Genomic DNA, 19,306 nt, shown 5'->3' on the forward strand with positions numbered 1-19,306 from the left:
CTATCGGCAGGGGCTGGGCCCCGCGGCACGAAGAGAAAAGGGACGCCACGGCGTCCCTTTTTGTTGTGACCAAGCATGATGGAAAGGTCGGTGGCGGTCAGACTTGCACTGCCTTCTGCGATGTTCAGAGCTTGCCGTCGCTCATGCACATGCGGATCTTGGCGGCGACCACCTCCTCCATGGCGGCCATGGCGGGCACCAGATACTGGCGCGGGTCGCTGGCGTCGGGGTGGGAGGCCAGGAAGGCCTTCATGGCGTCGGAGAAGGCGATCTTGAGCTCGGTGGCCACGTTGACCTTGCACACCCCGAGCTCGATGCAGCGGCGCACGTCCCGGTCGGGAATGCCGGAGGCGCCGTGCAGCACCAGCGGCACCGCGACCCTGGCCCGGATGGCGGCGAGGCGCTCGAAGTCGAGGCGCGGCTCCTCCTTGTAGAGGCCGTGGGCCGTGCCGATGGCGACGGCCAGGGAGTCGATGCCGGTGCGCGTCACGAACTCGGCCGCCTTGTCCGGGTCGGTCAGATGGGCGTTGGCGGCGTCCACGATAAGGTCATCCTCCTGGCCGCCGAGCTGGCCCAGTTCGGCCTCCACGCTCGCCCCCATGCGGTGGCAGAAGGTGACGACCCGCTGCACCTTGGCGACGTTCTCCTCGAACGGCAGGTGGGAGGCATCGATCATGGCGGAGTGAATGCCGGCCTCGACCTTGTAGTGGATATCCTGCTCATCCTCGTGGTGGTCCAGATGCAGTACCAGCGGGATGCGGTACTGATGGGCAGCCGAGGCACAGATGGAGACCAGGTACTCGACCCCGGCGTGGCGGTAGGTACCCGGCGTGGCGGCCAGGATCACCGGGGAGTTCAGTTTGGTGGCAGTGCGAGCCACCACCTCGACGGTCTCCAGGTTGTGGATGTTGAAGGCGGGCACCGCATAGCCGCGGCGCTGGGCATCTTTAAGCATTTCGTGGGACGAGATCAGATACATAAGGACTCCTTGGCACCTTGGCGGGCACCAGCTTCAGGGAAAGAGAGCGGGGCAGGGGCGGGGAGGATCTCCCGGCCGGCCACCCAGATATGTTGTTGATTGAGCTCCGTGGTCAGGGCGAGCAGGTTGGCCTGCTTGCCGACGGCCAGCGAGCCGAGGCGATGTTCCATCCCCAGCATCCGGGCCGGTGCCAGCGAAGCCATACGGATGGCCTCCTCCAGCGGCACGCCGGCCAGCTGCACCATGTTGCGCACGGCGCCGAGCAGGGTGAGGGTGCTGCCCGCCAGGCCGCCGGTGTCGGTGCGCACCACCCCGTCCTTCATCTCCACCCGGTAGTCGCCGAGCAGGTAGTGACCGTCCGGCATGCCGGCGGCGCGCATGGCATCCGTGATGAGCAGCAGGCGATCCCTGGCGCAGCAGTGACAGAGTCTGAGCACGCTCGGATGGACGTGGTGGCCGTCAGCGATGAGCTCCAGCCAGGCATCGGGATGCACCAGCCCTGCACCGACCATGCCGGGTTCTCTGTGGTGCAGGCCGCGCATGCCGTTGAAGCAGTGCACCAGCCCGGAGGCCCCCGCCGCCAGCGCCGCCATGGTGGTGTCGTGGTCGGCGGCGGAGTGGCCCAGCATCACCCGGATGCCGGCTTGCTTGAGATGACGGATGGCGGCCAGCGCCCCGGTTTTCTCGGGGGCGAGGGCGACCACCTTCAGGGTGCCTCGCGCCACCTGTTGCAGCTGGTCGAGCTCCGCCAGATCCAGCTCCCGGAACAGGGCCGGGTCATGGGCGCCCTTGTTGTCCGGAGTGAAGTAGGGCCCCTCCAGATAGCTGCCGAGCAGTTGCGCGCCCGGCAGGGGGCTCGCCATGGCATCGGCGATGCGGCCGAGGGTGCTGAGGATGGCGGGTAGCGGGGCGGTGACCGTGGTGGCGAGGAAGGCGCCCACCCCTTCTGCCGCCTTGGCGAGGGAGAGGCGGGCCAGGGCGTCGGCCGCCTCGTCCATCACGTCGACGCCGGCTCCGCCGTGGACATGGCCATCGATGAGGGCGGGCACCAGCAGCTCGACCTCCCGCACCGGGTCGTCGGCCGGGATGGGGTCGATGGCGGTGATGACGCCTCCTTCATGAGTCAGTACCTGGTGTGTCAGCCAGCCCTGCTCGGTCAGCAGGCGGCGGGCGCGGATCCGCTCTACCATCTAGATCCCCTCCTCGGCCAGGGTCTCGGCCCGCTCGCGCGCCAGCTCGTCCACCAGGCTGGTGAGGCCGCGATGACCACAGCACAGCGCCTGTTCGCGAAACTGGGACGGGGTCAGCTCGCCGCGCTCCATCACCATCTCCAGCAGCAGCTGCAGATTGGTGCCGGTGACCACCTCCCGCCCGGGCTGGCGCAGCGCCAGGGTGGAGGCGACCCGAAACGGGGTTCCCCCCAGCAGGTCGGTCAGAAAGACCACCCCATCCCCTCGCTCAACCTGGGTCAGGGCGCTTTCGCACTGATCCTGCAGCAGGGCCGTGGTGGAGGACTCGGGAAAGTCGATGGCGACCACCGCCTCCTGCTCGCCGAGGATCTGCAACATGGCCTGTTCCATGCCGCTGGCGAAGCCGCCGTGTCCGCAAATGATGATGCCCAACATAATCTGTTCCTTTACAGCAAAGGGCCGGCCTGGTGCCGGCACCGGATTAGAGGAAGCCTGCAAACTTGCCGACGATGCCGAGCACGACCGTGATGACGATGAGGCGCAGCGGGCTCCAGCCGCGGCGGATCAGCCCATACATGGCCAGGGTGTAGAGCAGCGGCAGGAAGGCGGGCATCAGCTTGTCGAGCACGTCCGCCTGCAGCTTCACCACCGCATCGCCGGCGGTGATCTCCAGGGTGGTGCCGAGTCGCACATAGGTGGCGACCAGGGCGCCTATCACCGTCATGCCGACGATGGAGGCGGCATGGCCCACCTTGCGGGTGTTGGCCTTGATGAGCGGAATGGCGGCCACCCCCATGCGATAGGCGTAGTGCGCCAGCCCGAAGCGCAGGCCGAAGTGCACCAGGTTGAACAGCAGGAAGAAGACCACAGCTCCCATGATGGAACCCTGCAGGGCAAGGTCGGCGCCGATGCCGCCGCAGATGGGCAGCAGGGTGAGCCAGAACATGGCATCGCCGATCCCGCCGAGCGGGGCACCGACCGCGATCTTGGTGCTCTGGATGCTGTTGACGTTCTGCTTGGAGCGCTCCATCGCCAGCACTATCCCCATCACGAAGGTGACCAGGAAGGGGTGGGTGTTGAAGAAGCCCATGTGGCCCTTCATCGCCCGGGAGAGATCCTTGGGGTTGGTGTGGATCTTCTGCAGTGCCGGCAGCAGGCCGTAGAGCCAGCCGGAGGCCTGCATCCGCTCGTAGTTGAAGGAGGCCTGCAGCAGCAGGGATCTCCAGGCGAAGCGGTTGATGTCCTGGCGGGTCAGCTCGGCCCCCAGTTGCTGATCTTCGTAGACGTCGTCGGAGACGGTGCGGGTCGGTTGCGGCTCGGCCGCCTGGGCCAGCCGGGTGGCGGTGTTGTTAGATGCCATCTTCAGTTTCCTCCTGGATGGGGCGGGCTTGTGGCGCCGGGTCCTTGCGCATGAAATCGATCAGAGCCATGGCCAGGGCGGCCGCGGCGATGGCCAGCACCGGCAGCTTGAGCCAGGCGGCGGCGACGAAACCGAGGATGAAGTAGGGGATGTAGACGTTCTTCATCATGATCTTGAGCAGCACGGCGAAGCCGATGGCGGGCATGATGCCGCCGGCGACGCCGAGGCCGTCGATGAGACGGGCGGGCAGCACGTCGATGGCGGTCTTGGCGTGTTCGGCCCCGAAGTAGGTGGGCAGGAAGGCGCACAGGAAGTAGAAGGAGCCCAGCACCAGCAGCGCCAGGTAGTTGACCCGCTCGATGCCGCGCACATCCCCCTGTTCCGCCATCCGGTCACAGCGGGACATGACCCCCGACATCACCGAGAAGAGGAAGGTGATCCCCATCTGGACCGCCACCGCGAACGGTACCGCGACCCCGACCGCCACATCCGGCTTGACCCCGGTGGTGATGGCGAAGGTGGCGCCGACTATGGTGCCGATGATGACGTTGGGCGGCTGGGCGCCTGCCAGCGGGGCCAGCCCCATCCAGACCAGCTCCAGGGTGCCGCCCACCAGAATGCCGGTGGGCAGGTCGCCGAGGATCAGGCCCACCAGCGGGCCCAGTACCACGGGCCGGTGGAAGTGGGTCAGGCCGTTGAACAGGTCAAGCCCGGCGAAGAACGCCAGCATGCCCAGCAATAGCCCTTGCAACAAACTGATTTCCATCACAATTGTCCTTAATCAGATGAGGTTGAAAATGTCCTGTGCCGGTTCGGTCGGCACCCCCTGGACAAAGCAGGCGACGTGGGCGTCCTGCAGGGCGCGAAACGCCGCTATGTCCGACTCGTCCACCGATACCGTCTTGTGGATCTGACGCTTGCCGTCGGCGTAGTGCATGTTGCCGACGTTGATGCGGGGGATGGGCACCCCGCCCTCCACCAGGGTGCGAAAGTCCGCCGGACTCTTGCACACCAGCAGGATCTTCTGGCGATCGGCGGCCTTGCCGATGTTGTCGATCACCTTCTGCAGTGGCCAGAAGCGCACTGCGATGCCCTCCGCCAACACCATCTCCATCAGGTTCTGCTGGATGGGGTCCTTCGCGACTTCGTCGTTGGCCACCAGCACCAGATTGGCGCCGGCGAAGCCGACCCATTGCACGCCGACCTGACCGTGGATCAGGCGCTCGTCGATACGGCTCAGCACTATGTTCGGCATCAGACGCCTCCTTGCTGGTTGAACGGATAGATGTTGACCCCCTGCACGACCCGGTTGACCCGCCCGCTCGGGCAGGGATTGTCCGGGGTGATGCCCAGCACCAGCGCGGTGTGGAAGGCGTAGTACTGGGCGTAGAGCAGGTAGCAGAGCGCCAGCTCGGCGTCGTCACCGTTGAGGGGGGTGGGCAGGTAGATGTGTTCGCCGGCGCTGATGAGCGGATCCGGCCGGTCGGCGAGGGCGACCACCCGGGCGGCATGGCCGTCCTGGCGCAGCTCGCCGAGCAGGTCCAGGTCGTACTGGCGGGTATAGGGATCGTTGGACACCATCAGCACGATCAGGGTCTGCCGATTGATGGCCGACTTGGGCCCGTGGCGAAAGCCGGTAGGGGAGTCGTGCATGGCCATCACCTGGCCGGCGGTGAGCTCCAGCAGCTTGAGGGCCGCCTCCTGGGCCACCCCCTGCAGGCTGCCGCTGCCAAGGTAGATGACCCGCTCCGGCAGCGGTTTATCCCACTCGGGTACCTTCAGTTCGGCCTGGGGCAGGATGGCGTCCCCCAGCGCGATGAGCGGCTGGCTGGCGATCGGGTTGAACTGGCGCGGCAGGAATACCGCCAGGCAGCTCAGCATCATGCTGGTCAGGCTGCTGGTCATGGCAAAGCTGCGGTCGTGGGTCTGGGGCGGCATCAGCAGCGCCAGGGAGCGGGCATCCTTTTGACAGCGGCGATAGAGCTCCCCCTCGCCGTTGCAGGTCAGCACCAGGTGGTGGCACTCGCTCAGCAGCTGGCTGGCAAGCTCCACCGCCGCCACGCTCTCCGGGCTGTTGCCGGAGCGGGCGAAGGAGATGAGCAGGGTCGGGCAGTCCTGTGCCATGTATTCGCCCGGATCGGTGACGATGTCGGTGGTGGCGATCGCCTCGAAGCGGCCGTTGAGGCGGGCACTGAGATAGGGGGCGAGGGCGCGGCCGGCAAAGGCGGAGGTGCCGGCTCCGGTCAGGATCACCCGCAGGTTGCCCCGCGACAGCAGGGGCAGCAGGAAGCGCTCTATGGTGGCGCGGCACTCCTCCACCATGGTGAGGGTCTCCCGCCAGGTGGCGGGTTGCTGGCGAATTTCACGGGCGGTGGCCAGGCCGTTGGCCGACCGCAGCGTCTCTTCTGGATAACCAAGGATCATCTCTACAACTCCTTATACAACCGGGGTCAGCCGGGAGTGGCTGGCGGGGACGGCGCTGCAGGCCGCCGCGTATTGGCGCAGCACCTCCTGCACCTGATCGAGAATGAGGTCGTGAACCCGGGGCGACAGCGTGCCCTGGCGCACCTTGCGGTATTGCAGCGGCAGGTGCTGGCTGAGCAGCGGCAGGGGAATGGGTTCGGCGGCCAGGTTGGCCAGCAGCCGGGCGTAACAGTCGTCGACCCGGCTGTCGGGCCAGTAGTAGCGAATGCGATCGGAGTAGCTGTAGCCACGGGCCAGCCGGCACTCGTTGGGGCTGCCCTGATAGTGGCTGCGCCAGAAGTCGGGGCGATCCAGCATGGTCTCTTCCAGCACCTGGCGCAGGCCCGAACAGGCCTTGGCCACCACCAGCTCCTCCTCGATGGCGGCGAGGGCAAACAGTGCCTCGCGCAGGGCAAAGGTGAGGGCCGGGCCGACCTTGAGGATGGCGAAGTGATCGCGCACCAGCTGGCGGTAGGCGTCCGGGGTCTGGTAATCGGTGGAGTGGGCTTCGAATACCAGATGGGGATAGGCCTCGATCATCCGGCTCAAGGGGGCGGCCCGCTCGGGGCGGTAGTCGATGACGTGGGTGTGGTCGAACTCCACGCCGGGCTGCACCACCAGACCGATCACCCGTGGCCAGAGCCGGGCCAGTCCGGCCTGCTCGAAGGCCTGCTGGTGGGCGACCAGGGTGTGGTGCGCCGCCTCCGGCGTGGTGACCGCCAGCTCGGCCAGCTCTTCGTGGGCACCGCCCGGTACCGGCACTTCGGTGCCAATCACATAGACCAGGTCGCTGTGGCCAAACTGCCGGATGGCGGTCTGCTCGGCCACGTTTGCCAGCCGGGCGGCGCGCGCCGCCACCAACTCGTCGGTCAGCGGCACCGGATCCCCCTGGCAGGGCATGCTGCAGTCGAGGTGGATCTTCTTGAAGCCGGCCGCAACATAGCTGGTGATGAGATCCTCGGCGTGGGCCATGGCCTGTTCGGCGGGTTCGCTCTGCCAGCGGTTGGGGCCGAGGTGATCCCCACCCAGTACCAGCCGCTGCACGGGAAAGCGGCACTCGGCGGCGAGCCGGTGCAGCAGGTCGTGAAAATCGGCCGGTGTCATGCCGGTGTAGCCGCCAAATTGATCCACCTGATTGGAAGTGGCCTCGACCAGCAGCAGCTGGTCTCCTTGCGCCGCCAGTCGCAGGGCCGCCTCCAGTACCAGCGGATGGGCGGAGCAGACGGCGTAGATCCCGACCTGTTCCCCCTGCTTGTGTTGTGCGACCAGATCCAGCATTGATTTCATTTCCCTCTTCCTCTTGGCCTGAACAAGATGTATTGCTTTCGATTTCTTTCTTTACCCTAGGCGTACGGCGTTCGAAACGAAATAAAAGCGTGTTCACATCTTGAGCAAGATCACAAAAAGAAATGAATCGAAAGTATTTTGGCTGCTTCAGGGAGTCTGATGGCACTTTTCAATTCAATGAAAGCTTGATTTGCCATCGAGGCTGAGTGTTAATAGGGAAACGTAACGAAGTGAAAGCTCTACTTTCACCACAGGACTCCGGCAGAGAGACTATGCAAATCACCGAAAAGAGCGTGCTCGGCACCAGCGAGCGACGGGAGCGCATCATTCAGCAGCTGCGCAGCAATGGCAGCGTTCAGGTCAACGAGCTGGCCGGCCACTATCAGGTCTCCACCGTCACCATCCGCAACGATCTGGCATTTCTGGAGAAACAGGGGGTGGCGGTGCGCGCCTACGGCGGCGCCCTGCTGTGCGAATCCGGTCAGCCGGTGGCCGAGCGCACCATCGCCGACAAGAGCGTGCTCAACACCCCGGTCAAACAGCGCATCGGCGCCATGGCGGCGAGCCTGGTGCAGCCGGGTTGTCGCCTCATTCTCGACTCGGGCACCACTACCCTGGAGGTGGCACGCCACCTGCGCGATCACCAGGAGATAGTGGTGATGACCAACGGCATGAACGTGGCGAATGCCCTGCTGGAGGCGGAAGGGGTGGAGCTGCTGATGACGGGGGGCCACCTGCGCCGCAAGTCGCTCTCCTTCTACGGCGCCCAGGCGGATCTCTCCTTGCAGAACTATCACTTCGATCTGCTGTTTCTCGGGGTGGATGGCATCGATCTGGAGCGCGGCGTCAGCACCCATCACGAAGACGAGGCCAGGCTCAACCGCTGCATGTGCCACGTGGCCGAGCGGATCATCGTCGTGACCGACTCCAGCAAGTTTGGCCGGCTGAGCCTGCACAAGATCGTCGATACCCGGCGCATCCACACCCTGATCACCGACGACGCCATTGCGGCGGAGACCCTGGCCGGTCTGCGCCAGGCCGGGATAGAGGTGCTGCTGGTGGAGGCCTGAGCCGGCAATCGACTGAGAATGCAAAAGAGGGACGCCATGGCGTCCCTCTTTCGTGGTCTGGGGCGAAGCTCAGCGTTGCGCGGGGAAATAGCGCTCGAGCAGGAGAGGGAGGATGGCCTGACGTTCGGCGTTCTTCTGCTTTGGGCAGAATGGCGTGATACCGGTAGGGATGAGGGTCAATCTGGCTCGGGAAAGTAACGCTCGAGCAGGGCTGTCAGGATGGCCTGGCTCTCGGCATCCGCTTCACCGCTGACCAGAGCGGGCCGAAAGTGGAGCTGGAAGGCGCGCAGGGCGGCGCGGCTCTGCTCGTCCCAGTGGCCGCTCGGGGCGACGCCATAGCCGTAGCGAGCCAGTCGTTGCTGCCAGCCGAGGGCATCCCAGGCCGGCGCCGGCTGCTGGCGCAGCTCGGTCAGCCGGGTCTCATCGGGCCAGGCGCCCACCCCGTAGTTCAGGGCCAGCTCGCGCCAGGGGAAGTGGGGACCGGGATCCTGCTTGCGCTCGGGGGCGACGTCGCTGTGGGCCAGCACCTGGGTGGGGGGGATCTGGTAGCGCTCGACCAGCTCGCGGGTGAGGGCCCCGAGGGCGGCTATCTGTGCCTGGGTGTAGGGCTGCCAGCGCCGCTGGTGGGCGGGCAGCAGCTCATCCTGTGGCGGGTAGCCGAGGTTGACGATCTCGATGCCAAGAGAGCTGGCATTGAGCCCCGTATACTGGTGCCAGCGGCTGCGGCCGGCATGCCAGGCGCGCCGGTTGTCGGGCACCAGCTGGTAGACCGGCAGTGGCCGCTCATGGGTATCGCGCGGGATCAGGTAGTGGGCGCTCACCTGATGGGCCGGCTCTGTCAGCAGGCGCAGGGAACGCTCATCGTCTTCATCCGTGTAGTGCAGGATCAGAAAGGCGATGCGCTCGTTCTGGCTGGCGCTCTGATGGTCGTTGTTGAGCCGATAGGGGGCGGGCTGACAGGCGCTCAGCAGCAGGGTGAGGCAGAGGGCATACCAGTGCCGGCAGGTGCCCCATGGCCGACGGCGCCCACCTACCGCCAGCAGGCGGTATGATGGTGAGCGCAGACGCCGGTCCATGGTTCAGCCGCGATACTTGGCGGTGAGGCCGATGAGGAAGTTGCGCAGGATCTGATCCCCGCAATCCTGATAGTGCTTGTGGTCCCGTGAGCGGAACAGGGCGCTCAGCTCGGACTTGGAGAGGTTGAAGTTCGCCAGCTTGAGGGTGGCGAGCATCTCCTCTTCCTTGAAGTTGAGGCCGATGCGCAGCTTGCGCAGGATCATGTTGTTGTTGATCCGGTTCGGGATCACCTGGGGCGGTGCATCTTCCCGCGCGCCGCGGCGCACCAGGATCAGGCCGTCGAGGAACTGGCTCAGGGCCGAATCCGGGCAGGCGGCAAAGCCAGCCTCCTGCACCTCACCCTCTTCTGCCTCTTTCATCAGCCAGCCGTGCAACTGGGTGTGGGTGACGGTCAGGTTGCCCTTGGCGAACATGTCGACCATCTGGTCGTTGCTGATGCTGAGGGCGTAGCGCAGGCGGCGCAAAATATCGTTGTTGGTCATGTCGACTCCTGTGGAAACGGCGCAACTTTATCATCTGGCGGGGCCCGCGTCAGAAAAAGCGGGCCACCGGGTCAGGCGAGGTAGCGGGGAGCCTCCTGGCGCACCTGCTCCATCGCATCCTGCAGCTCCAGCAACTCGGGCTCGAGTTCGGCCACCGCCACCCCGTCGCGCAGCTGCTGCTCCAGCTGGGAGAGCAGCCGCTGCAGACGAGGCACCCCCGAGTAGGCGCAGCCGCCGTTGAGGCGGTGGAGCTGGGCCAGCACCTCGCTGTCCTCCACCTGGCCGGCGAGCGCCGCCTCCAGCACCGGATCCACCTCGTCGAAACTGGTCATCAGCATGGTCAGCATCTCCTTGGCGAGATCCAGCTTGCCCGCCGCCTGGCGCACCGCCAGCGACCAGTCGATCTGCTGGCTGGCGTGATTCTGGTGGCGACGATGGGCGAAGTCGGTGATGAGCTTGGCCAGCATGGCCTCGTCGATGGGCTTGGCCAGATAGTCGTCCATGCCCTGGCGGATCAGCCGCTCCCGCTCGCCGGGAATGGCGTGGGCGGTGACCGCGACGATGGGCGTCTCGGTGTTGAGGGACTGGCTGCGAATAGCCTGGGTGGCGCTGATGCCGTCCATGATCGGCATCTGGATATCCATGAAGATGATGTCGAACGGCTGGCTCTGAGCCAGTCTGACCGCCTCCTTGCCGTTCTTGCACACCACCACCTGGCTCACCATCTCCTTGAGCATGGCGGCGATGAGCTTGAGGTTGGCGGCGTTGTCGTCCACCGCCAGCACCTTGATCTCCTGCACGCTGCGCGGGGAGGGCTCTGGCAGCGGGGCGCTGCGCGCCGCCTCGGGGGAGAGCAGGGCGTGCAGCAGCTTGCGATGGTTGATGGGTTTGGAGAGGCAGTGCTGGGCACCGTGGGCCAGCATGGCCTCGTAGAGCGAAGGCTCGTGGCTGCTGAGCAGCACTATGGTGTTCTGCTGGCCATCCAGCCCGTCGAGGCGCGCCACCACCTGCTGTGGGCTGTGCTGGGTACCGCTGCCGATGATCACCATGTCCTGGCTGCTCATCTCGGGCCAGGGGGCGTCGCCGGTCAGGGAGTGCACCTGCAACTGCCACTCCGCCAGCAGGGCGCAGATGGCGGAGTGGCTGAAGGGGTCCGGTTCCAGCAGCCAGACCCGCTTGCCCTGGATGCGATCCAGCGGCAACCGGTCGGTCTGGGGCAGGGGGGAGACTTCCAGATCCAGGCTGAAGGAGAAGACAGATCCCTTGCCAAGTTCCGATTCGAAGCGGATCTGGCCACCCATCTGCTGCACCAGCTTCTGGGTGATGACGAGGCCCAGGCCGGTGCCGCCATAGCGGCGAGAGATGGAGGAGTCGGCCTGGTTGAAGGCCTGGAACAGCTGGCGCTGCTGCTCTTCCGAGATGCCGATGCCGGTGTCGCGGATCAGCACGTTGAGCCGCACCTTGCTGCCGCTGGCACTGCCGATCTGCTCGATGCGCACATCCACGTTGCCGTGTTCGGTGAACTTGATGGCGTTGCCGGTGAGGTTGGTCAGCACCTGCTGCAGGCGCATGGGGTCGCCGGTGAGGTAGTCCGGCACCTCGGCGTCCACCTGCAGGGAGAGCTCCAGCTGCTTGTCGTGGGCGCTGGGGCCGAGCAGGTGCATGGTCTCGTTGAGGGTGTCGCGCAGGCTGAACGGGATGTGCTCCAGCTGCAGCTTGCCCGCCTCCAGCTTGGAGAAGTCGAGGATGTCGTTGATGATGCCGAGCAGGTTGCGGGCCGACTTCTCGATGGTCTGCATGTAGTCGGTCTGGCTCGGGGTCAGGCTGGTCTTGAGCAGCTGGCGGGTAAAGCCGATGACCCCGTTGAGCGGGGTGCGCAGCTCGTGGGACATGTTGGCGAGGAACTCCGACTTGACCCGCGCCGCCTCCTGCGCCCGCTTCTTGGCCATGTCGAGCTCGACGTTCTGGATCTCTATTTGTTCAAGTGTCTCCCGCAGATCCGAGGTCGCCTGATCGATATTCTGCTGCATCTCCTCGTGGTATTCCGAGAGCGCCTTGGCCATGGCGTTGATGCCGTTTTTCAGCATGTCCAGCTCGCCGGTGAGCTGACCGCTGACCCGGGTATCGAGCCGTCCCTCCCTGATCTTGTGCACCGCCTGCACCATGTCGGTGATGGGCTGGGTCACGCTCTTGACCAGCCGAAAGCCGAACAGGGTGCTGAAGGCGATGCCGATGAGCACCATGATCACCGCGAAGAAGGTGTCGCGGTACTGCAGGATCATGGCTCGGTCGGTGGTCATCTGCATGGAGATGTAGCCGATCATCGGCGGCTCCACGTCGCTTGGCAGCGGGAAGCCGTCCATGCTGGTCTCGGCCTGGATCGGGGTGCGCAAGATGATGTCATCGCCATAGAGGGTGACGCTGGTGAGCTCGGGGATCTGGCTGCCGTCCGGCAGCCGCAGCCGGGTGAAGTCCCTGTGGTAGTTGGACGTCACGAACAGCTGGTTGTCCTGGGTGAAGACGGCGATGGACTTGATGAGCGGCGAATTCTTGCGGTGGGTGAGGCCGATCAGCCGCTTGAGCGATTCGCGGCTGTGCTGGGTCATGCCATATTCACTGGCGATGGCCAGCGGCTCTATGATGTTGATGCCCTGATCGATCAGGTTGTTTTCCAGCTGCTGATAGCGGTGGAAGGTGAAATAGCCGGCCATCAGGCCGCCGATGATCAGGGTCGGCAAGATGGTAAAGGCCAGCACACGCGCCCGAAGGCCGTATTTGGTCATGCGGATGATCCCCCGAAGAGCAGGGTTGGCAATGGCGTAAACGAGCGGGTGCGGGCCCACAGGCCGTATTTGGTCATACTATTATTCTTGTGGGACAATAGCCTGCTGCAGATTCCACAATCATGACATAGCCACCTATAGGCACCAAGTTTTATGGCCCAGTTTTTCAAGCCCCAAAAGAAATCCACCCAGCCCCAACGCATTGAATTTACGGTAGACAGCCTGGATCACCACTGCGTCGGGATCGGCCGCCACCAGGGCAAGGCGATCTTCATCGAAGGGGCGTTGCCCGGTGAGCAGGTCAAGGCCCGCATCCTCGAAGACAAGAAGCAGTATGCCCACGCCGCCCTGCAACAGGTGGTGACCCCGGCGGCCAATCGCATCGCCCCCTTCTGCAGCCACTACCGCGAGTGCGGCGGCTGCAGCGCCCAGCACCTGGCCGAAGCGGATCAGCGCGCCGCCAAGGAGGCCGGCCTGGTCAGCCTGTTCGAGCGGCTAGGCAACATCCAGCCCCCGGCGCTGGAGCCCGTGCTGGGCGGGGAGTCCCGCGCCTATCGCCGGGTCTGCCGGTTGGCCATCAAGTTCGACAAGAACGGCCGCTGCACCCGGGTGGGCTTTCGTCGTCGTCAGTCCAACGATCTGGTGGAGATCAGTGGCTGTCCGGTGCTGGCTGAACCGCTCTCCGCACTGATCGCCCCGCTGCGCGAATGCCTCAACCGCCTCAAGAGCCAGCGTGAGCTGGGCCATGCGGAGTTGATCCAGGCCGAGCAGGGGATCCTGATGCTGCTGCGCCATACCGGCCGGCCGACCGAGGCGGATCGGGCGCAGCTGATCGAGTTCGCCGAGGCGCAGGGGATCGACCTCTATCTGCAGGCGGCCGATGAGCAGATTGAGCCGCTGCACCAGCAATTTGCGCCCTCCTACTCGCTTGATGGCCTGTCTCTTGCATTCGCTCCCGGTGACTTCATCCAGGTCAACGGCCCGGTCAACCAGCGCATGGTGGAGCAGGCGCTGAACTGGCTCGAGGCGGGCAAGGATGACAAGGTGCTCGATCTGTTCTGCGGCATCGGCAACTTCACCCTGCCGCTGGCCCGTCAGGCTCGCGAAGTGGTGGGGGTGGAAGGGGAGCTGGCCATGGTGACCCGTGCCGAAGAGAACGCCCGTCGCAACGGCATCGAGAACGCCCGTTTCTACAAGGCGGACTTGAGCGGCGACATCGCCGGCATGTCCTGGGCACGGGAAGGCTTCGATCTGGTGCTGCTGGATCCGGCCCGTCCCGGTGCGTTCGAGGTGATGGAGCACGTCGTGAAACTTTCACCCAGACGGGTGGTCTACGTTTCCTGTAATCCGGTCACCCTGGCGCGCGACAGCCAGGTGCTGGTGAAAAGGGGCTATCGGCTGGTGCGCCTCGGCATGCTCGACATGTTCCCGCACACCGGCCACCTGGAGTCCATGGCGCTGTTCGAGCGCAAATAGACGGGCGATGATGGGCAAAACGGACGTGGTGGCGGTGCCATGAAAGGGCTGCCGTCAGCTGACGATGGTGGCGTCCATAACGCTGTCTGGGCAGGCATGATTGGGGTAATCTAGACCCTTGTAAATCGGCAGGGCCTGGCGGAGAACTCTATTGTTTTTCTTGACAATATGCCTTGAAAAATTCTCCGCAGATCCCCATTTGAGGCAATCTCATGAGGGGAGGGGGCGACAGCCTTCGGCCCAATAATTTAAAGGATTGATACCATGGTTGCGGTTCGCGATATTCATTTGAAAGACAACTTCACCCTGGAGGAGTGGGTCAGCTCGCTCACCCTGAGTGACAGTGACAAGGATCAGCTGCGAACCGTCTACCAGTACTGTCTGACGCTCGGTGACGAAGCGCTCACCAACCGGCTGCTGGTGCGCGGGGTCGAGATGGTGGGCATCTTGCTGATGCTCAGCATGGATCTCGGCACCCTCAAGGCCGCCATCATCTACCCCTTCGTCGAAGCCGGTCTCATCAGCCAGGAGCGGATGGACGAGGACTTCGGTCCCAAGATCGCCAAGCTGGTGGAAGGGGTGCTGGAGATGGAGGCCATCCGCTCCCTGCAGACCCTCCACCGCAGTGAAACCTCGCCGGAGCAGGTCGACAACGTGCGGCGCATGCTGCTCGCCATGGTCGAGGATGTGCGCGCCGTGGTGATCAAGCTGGCGGAGCGGATCGCCTGCCTGCGGGAGGCTAAAAAGGCGGATGAAGAGACCCGGGTGCTGATGGCCCAGGAGATCACCAACATCTATGCCCCGCTGGCCAACCGGCTCGGCATCGGTCAGCTCAAGTGGGAGCTCGAGGATCTCGCCTTCCGCTATCTGCACCCGGATACCTACAAGCAGATCGCCAAACAGCTCGACGAGAAGCGCCTCGATCGGGAGCGCTACATTCGCGAGTTCGTGCAGTCCCTGCGTGATGCCCTTAAAGAGGCGGGAGTCGAGGCCGAAGTCTACGGCCGGCCGAAACACATCTACAGCATTTGGCGCAAGATGCAGAAGAAGCACCTCGAATTCAACGAGCTGTTCGACGTGCGTGCGGTGCGGGTGGTGACCAAGCGGCTGCAGGATTGCTATGCGGCGCTCGGCATCGTTCACACCCACTTCCACCACATTCCCCGCGAGTTTGACGACTATGTCGCCAACCCCAAACCCAACGGCTACCAGTCCATCCATACCGTGGTGGTGGGGCCCGAGGGCAAGACGGTGGAGATCCAGATCCGTACCGACCAGATGCACCAGGATGCCGAGCTCGGTGTGGCGGCCCACTGGCGCTACAAAGAAGGGGCTCAGGCCGGCGGCAAGGCCAACAACTTCGAAGACAAGATCGAGTGGCTGCGCAAGCTGCTCGCCTGGCAGGAGGATCTCTCCGAGAGCGGCTCCCTGCTCGAGGATCTGCGCAGTCAGGTGTTCGAGGACAGGGTCTATGTGTTCACTCCGAAAGGGGATGTCATCGACCTGCCGGCGGGGGCTACGCCCCTCGACTTTGCCTATCACGTCCACAGCATGATCGGCCACCGCTGCATCGGCGCCAAGATCGACGGCCGCATCGTGCCGTTCACCTATGCGCTGCAGACCGGTGATCAGGTCGAGGTGATCACCCAGAAAGAGCCGAACCCGAGTCGCGACTGGATGAACCCCAACTCAGGCTTCCTGCGCTCCAGCCGGGCGCGGGCCAAGGTGGCCACCTGGTTCAGAAAGCTGGATCGGGACAAGAACATCGTCGCCGGGCGCGAGCTGTTCGACAAGGAGCTGGATCGCCACAACCTCAGCATGGCCAAGATCGACAAGGGCAACATGCTGCGCCGCTTCAATCTGGAGAGTACCGACGATCTGCTGGCCGGCATCGGCAGCGGCGACATCCGCATCAACCAGGTGATCAACTACCTGGACACCTGCTACAACAAGCCGACGGCGGAGGAGGAAGATCGCCGCCTGCTGGAGAAACTGGAGCAGAAGGCCAACGCGCCGTTCCGCCACAAGCCCAAGGATCACATAGTCGTGGAAGGGGTCGGCAACCTGATGACCCACATCGCCCGCTGTTGCCAGCCGATCCCCGGGGATGCCATCCAGGGCTTCATCACCATGGGCCGCGGCGTATCCATCCACCGGGAGGATTGCGAGCAACTCAAAGAGCTGTCGCGCCGCAACCCGGAGCGGTTGATCGACGCGGTATGGGGGGAGAACTACTCCGGCGGCTACGGTCTCACCATCCGCATCCTCTCCAACGACAGATCCGGCCTGCTGCGCGACATCACCACAGTGCTCGCCAACGAGAAGATCAACGTGATGGGGGTGCGCTCGCGCTCCAACGTGCGCGAGCAGACCGCCGAGATCGACATGGAGCTGGAAATTTACAACATCAACGCCTTCAACCGGGCGTTGGCCAAGCTCAGCCAGCTCAACGACGTGATCAGCGCCAAGCGCCTCTGATCGTACGCAACACTGCACTCGTGACCGACCGCCAGGTCGGTCACTGTTTTCTCCCGGTAGCATCAAGAAAAGCGAACATCCCATGTCCCAACGTTACGACCTGCCCCAACTGCTCGCCATCATGGCCAAACTGCGCGACCCGCACGGGGGCTGCCCCTGGGATCTCAAGCAGAGCTTCCAGACCATAGTGCCGCACACTCTGGAGGAGGCCTACGAGGTTGCCGACGCCATCGAGACCGAAGATTGGCAGGGGCTGAAAGGGGAGCTGGGGGATCTGCTGTTCCAGGTGGTGTTCTACGCGCAGCTTGGCAAGGAGCAGGGGCTGTTCGACTTTGCCGACATCGTCGACACGGTGAGCGAGAAGCTGATTCGTCGCCACCCCCATGTCTTCTCCGATGCCGACCTCGGTGACGAGCAGGCGGTGAAGGTGAACTGGGAGGCGGAAAAGGCCAGGGAGCGGGCGGCACTCGACAAAGAGAGCGTGCTTGACGACATCCCCCTCTCGCTGCCGGCCCTGACCCGCGCCGCCAAGATCCAGAAGCGCTGCGCCACCGTCGGTTTTGACTGGAAGACCCTGGGCCCGGTGGTGGACAAGATCCACGAGGAGATCGACGAGGTGATGGAAGAAGCGCTGATGGCCGACGTGGATGAAGAACGGGTGAGCGACGAACTCGGCGATCTGCTGTTTGCCACCGTCAACCTGGTGCGCCATCTCGGCAAGGATCCGGAGCAGGTGCTGCGGGGCGCCAACGCCAAGTTCGAACGCCGCTTTCGTCAGGTTGAACAGTTTATCGCCGCGGAAGGGCTGAAAATGACCGACTGCAGCCTCGAGAAGCTGGATGCCGCCTGGGCCAAGGCCAAGGAAACCGAACAAAGTTGATTTGGCGCAAGATGGGGGCGCCGGGAGCCTGATAGATTTTTGTTCATTGTTTGGGAGAGGGGGTTTTGGTATACTGTTTCCCCGTCCTGCTTCATCCCCGAAGCACCCCTTAAAATTCCCTAAACTTCTTTCAGGTTCAGCATGACGACAAAATATATTTTTGTAACTGGTGGCGTTGTTTCATCCCTCGGCAAAGGCATTGCCGCAGCTTCTCTGGCAGCCATTCTGGAAGCCCGTGGTCTGGATGTGACCATCATGAAACTGGACCCCTATATCAACGTGGATCCGGGCACCATGAGCCCGACCCAGCACGGTGAAGTGTTCGTAACCGAGGACGGGGCCGAGACCGATCTGGACTTGGGCCACTACGAGCGTTTCATCCGCACCAAGATGACCCGCCGCAACAACTTCACCACCGGTCGCATCTACGCCGACGTGCTGCGCAAAGAGCGCCGCGGCGACTATCTGGGCGCCACCATTCAGGTGATCCCGCACATCACCAACGCCATTAAAGAGCGGGTGATTGCCGGTGCCGAAGGCCATCAGGTTGCCATCGTCGAAGTGGGCGGTACCGTGGGCGACATCGAGTCCCTGCCGTTCCTCGAAGCCATTCGTCAGCTGGCTGCCGAAGTGGGTCGCAACAACGCCATGTTCATGCACCTGACCCTGGTGCCTTATCTGGCCGCCGCCGGCGAAGTGAAGACCAAGCCGACCCAGCACTCCGTGAAGGAGCTGCTCTCCATCGGTATCCAGCCAGACGTGCTGATCTGCCGTTCCGACCGCGCCATTCCGGCCAACGAACGTGCCAAGATCGCCCTGTTCTGCAACGTGCCGGAGCGTGCCGTCATCTCCATGAAGGACGTCGACTCCATCTACAAGATCCCCGCGCTGCTGAAATCCCAGAACCTGGATTCCTACATCACCGAGCGCTTCGGCATCGAGTGCAAGGAGGCCGATCTGGCCGAGTGGGAACAGGTCATCTATGAAGAGGCCAACCCGACTGCAGAAGTGACCATCGGTATGGTGGGCAAGTACGTCTCCCTGCCGGATGCCTACAAGTCGGTCAACGAGGCGCTCAAGCACGGCGGTCTGAAGACCCGTCTCTCCGTCAACATCAAGTACATCGATTCCCAGGACATCGAGACCCGTGGCGCCGAGCTGCTGGAAGGTCTGGACGCGATCCTGGTACCGGGTGGCTTCGGTGAGCGCGGCGTGGAAGGCAAGATCCTGGCGGCCCAGTATGCCCGCGAGAACAAGATCCCGTATCTCGGCATCTGTCTCGGCATGCAGGTTGCCATGATCGAATTCGCCCGCAACGTGGCCGGCATGGCCGGGGCTCACTCCTCCGAATTCAAGAAAGATTGCGCCTACCCGGTAGTGGGTCTCATCACCGAGTGGGTGGATGACGAAGGCAACGTCGAGACCCGGACCGAGAAGTCCGATCTGGGCGGTACCATGCGTCTGGGTTCCCAGCTCTGCCACCTGGTGGAAGATTCCAAGGTGCGTCAGATGTACGGCAGCCCGACCATTTACGAGCGCCACCGTCACCGTTATGAAGTGAACAACAAGCTGCTGCCGCAGATCGAAGCAGCGGGCCTGAAAGTGACCGGTCTCTCCGCCGACAAGAAGTTGGTGGAAATCATCGAGATCCCGGATCACCCCTGGTTCGTGGCCGCGCAGTTCCACCCGGAGTTCACCTCGACTCCTCGTGATGGCCACGCCCTGTTCGCCGGTTTTGTGAAGGCGGCGGGCGAGTATCAGAAGCGTAATCTGAAGTAATT

Annotated in this window: 16 protein-coding genes; 5 read left to right on the plus strand and 11 right to left on the minus strand. The window is 64.0% G+C overall.

The window, feature by feature from the left end:
- Nucleotides 1–124: 124 nt before the first annotated feature.
- Genes ACB033_RS18630 through kbaZ form a run of 8 tightly spaced genes read right to left on the minus strand, consistent with a single transcriptional unit; the run spans nt 125 to nt 7,279 of the window.
- On the minus strand, nt 125–979 hold the full coding sequence (locus tag ACB033_RS18630) for a tagatose bisphosphate family class II aldolase (protein WP_139725113.1): 855 nt from the start codon (nt 977–979) through the stop codon (nt 125–127).
- Nucleotides 970–2,169 carry an N-acetylglucosamine-6-phosphate deacetylase gene (nagA, locus tag ACB033_RS18635; RefSeq protein ID WP_139725112.1) on the minus strand — a complete coding sequence of 400 codons (1,200 nt, stop codon included), beginning with the start codon at nt 2,167–2,169 and terminating at the stop codon, nt 970–972. The genes ACB033_RS18630 and nagA overlap by 10 nt, the downstream gene beginning before the upstream one ends.
- Entirely contained in the window at nt 2,170–2,604 is a 435-nt protein-coding gene (gene agaF, locus ACB033_RS18640; protein WP_162498756.1) for a PTS galactosamine/N-acetylgalactosamine transporter subunit IIA, read from the minus strand.
- A gap of 46 nt (nt 2,605–2,650) precedes the next feature.
- The gene (agaE, locus tag ACB033_RS18645) at nt 2,651–3,529 is read right to left on the minus strand and encodes a PTS N-acetylgalactosamine transporter subunit IID (RefSeq protein ID WP_017764753.1); all 879 of its coding nucleotides are present in this window, start codon (nt 3,527–3,529) and stop codon (nt 2,651–2,653) included.
- Nucleotides 3,519–4,295: a PTS N-acetylgalactosamine transporter subunit IIC gene (agaW, locus tag ACB033_RS18650; protein ID WP_139725111.1), complete on the minus strand. Its 777-nt coding sequence runs from the start codon at nt 4,293–4,295 to the stop codon at nt 3,519–3,521. Before agaW ends, agaE begins: the two co-directional genes overlap by 11 nt.
- Nucleotides 4,296–4,310: 15 nt before the next feature.
- A complete protein-coding gene (gene agaV / locus ACB033_RS18655; protein WP_017764752.1) occupies nt 4,311–4,784 on the minus strand; it encodes a PTS N-acetylgalactosamine transporter subunit IIB in 474 nt (157 codons plus the stop codon).
- On the minus strand, nt 4,784–5,953 hold the full coding sequence (locus tag ACB033_RS18660) for an SIS domain-containing protein (RefSeq protein ID WP_139725110.1): 1,170 nt from the start codon (nt 5,951–5,953) through the stop codon (nt 4,784–4,786). The genes agaV and ACB033_RS18660 overlap by 1 nt, the downstream gene beginning before the upstream one ends.
- A 12-nt stretch (nt 5,954–5,965) precedes the next feature.
- Nucleotides 5,966–7,279, minus strand: coding sequence for a tagatose-bisphosphate aldolase subunit KbaZ (kbaZ, locus tag ACB033_RS18665; protein ID WP_139725109.1), 1,314 nt, complete (start codon nt 7,277–7,279; stop codon nt 5,966–5,968).
- 272 nt (nt 7,280–7,551) lie between these two features.
- On the opposite strand from kbaZ, the gene ACB033_RS18670 reads away from it, so the two are divergent.
- A complete protein-coding gene (locus tag ACB033_RS18670; protein WP_017764749.1) occupies nt 7,552–8,349 on the plus strand; it encodes a DeoR family transcriptional regulator in 798 nt (265 codons plus the stop codon).
- 176 nt (nt 8,350–8,525) lie between these two features.
- Here the strand turns inward: ACB033_RS18670 and ACB033_RS18675 are convergent, their stop codons facing one another.
- The 3 genes from ACB033_RS18675 to barA form a co-directional block, all read right to left on the minus strand.
- A complete protein-coding gene (locus ACB033_RS18675; RefSeq protein ID WP_139725107.1) occupies nt 8,526–9,425 on the minus strand; it encodes an N-acetylmuramoyl-L-alanine amidase in 900 nt (299 codons plus the stop codon).
- 3 nt (nt 9,426–9,428) lie between these two features.
- On the minus strand, nt 9,429–9,908 hold the full coding sequence (locus tag ACB033_RS18680; RefSeq protein ID WP_139725106.1) for a DUF1456 family protein: 480 nt from the start codon (nt 9,906–9,908) through the stop codon (nt 9,429–9,431).
- A 71-nt stretch (nt 9,909–9,979) separates the two neighbouring features.
- Nucleotides 9,980–12,691, minus strand: coding sequence for a two-component sensor histidine kinase BarA (gene barA / locus ACB033_RS18685; protein ID WP_139725105.1), 2,712 nt, complete (start codon nt 12,689–12,691; stop codon nt 9,980–9,982).
- A 153-nt stretch (nt 12,692–12,844) separates the two neighbouring features.
- Between barA and rlmD the strand changes: the two genes are divergently transcribed.
- From rlmD to pyrG, 4 genes are all read left to right on the plus strand, one after another.
- Nucleotides 12,845–14,167 carry a 23S rRNA (uracil(1939)-C(5))-methyltransferase RlmD gene (gene rlmD, locus ACB033_RS18690; protein WP_139725104.1) on the plus strand — a complete coding sequence of 441 codons (1,323 nt, stop codon included), beginning with the start codon at nt 12,845–12,847 and terminating at the stop codon, nt 14,165–14,167.
- A gap of 264 nt (nt 14,168–14,431) precedes the next feature.
- Nucleotides 14,432–16,645: a GTP diphosphokinase gene (relA, locus tag ACB033_RS18695; RefSeq protein ID WP_005309420.1), complete on the plus strand. Its 2,214-nt coding sequence runs from the start codon at nt 14,432–14,434 to the stop codon at nt 16,643–16,645.
- A gap of 82 nt (nt 16,646–16,727) precedes the next feature.
- Nucleotides 16,728–17,525, plus strand: coding sequence for a nucleoside triphosphate pyrophosphohydrolase (mazG, locus tag ACB033_RS18700; RefSeq protein WP_139725103.1), 798 nt, complete (start codon nt 16,728–16,730; stop codon nt 17,523–17,525).
- Between the two features lie 141 nt (nt 17,526–17,666).
- Entirely contained in the window at nt 17,667–19,304 is a 1,638-nt protein-coding gene (gene pyrG, locus ACB033_RS18705) for a glutamine hydrolyzing CTP synthase (protein ID WP_005309423.1), read from the plus strand.
- Nucleotides 19,305–19,306 lie beyond the last annotated feature (2 nt).

The sequence above is a fragment of the Aeromonas sp. S15(2024) genome (assembly GCF_041402265.1).
GTDB classification, from domain to species: Bacteria; Pseudomonadota; Gammaproteobacteria; order Enterobacterales; family Aeromonadaceae; genus Aeromonas; species Aeromonas dhakensis.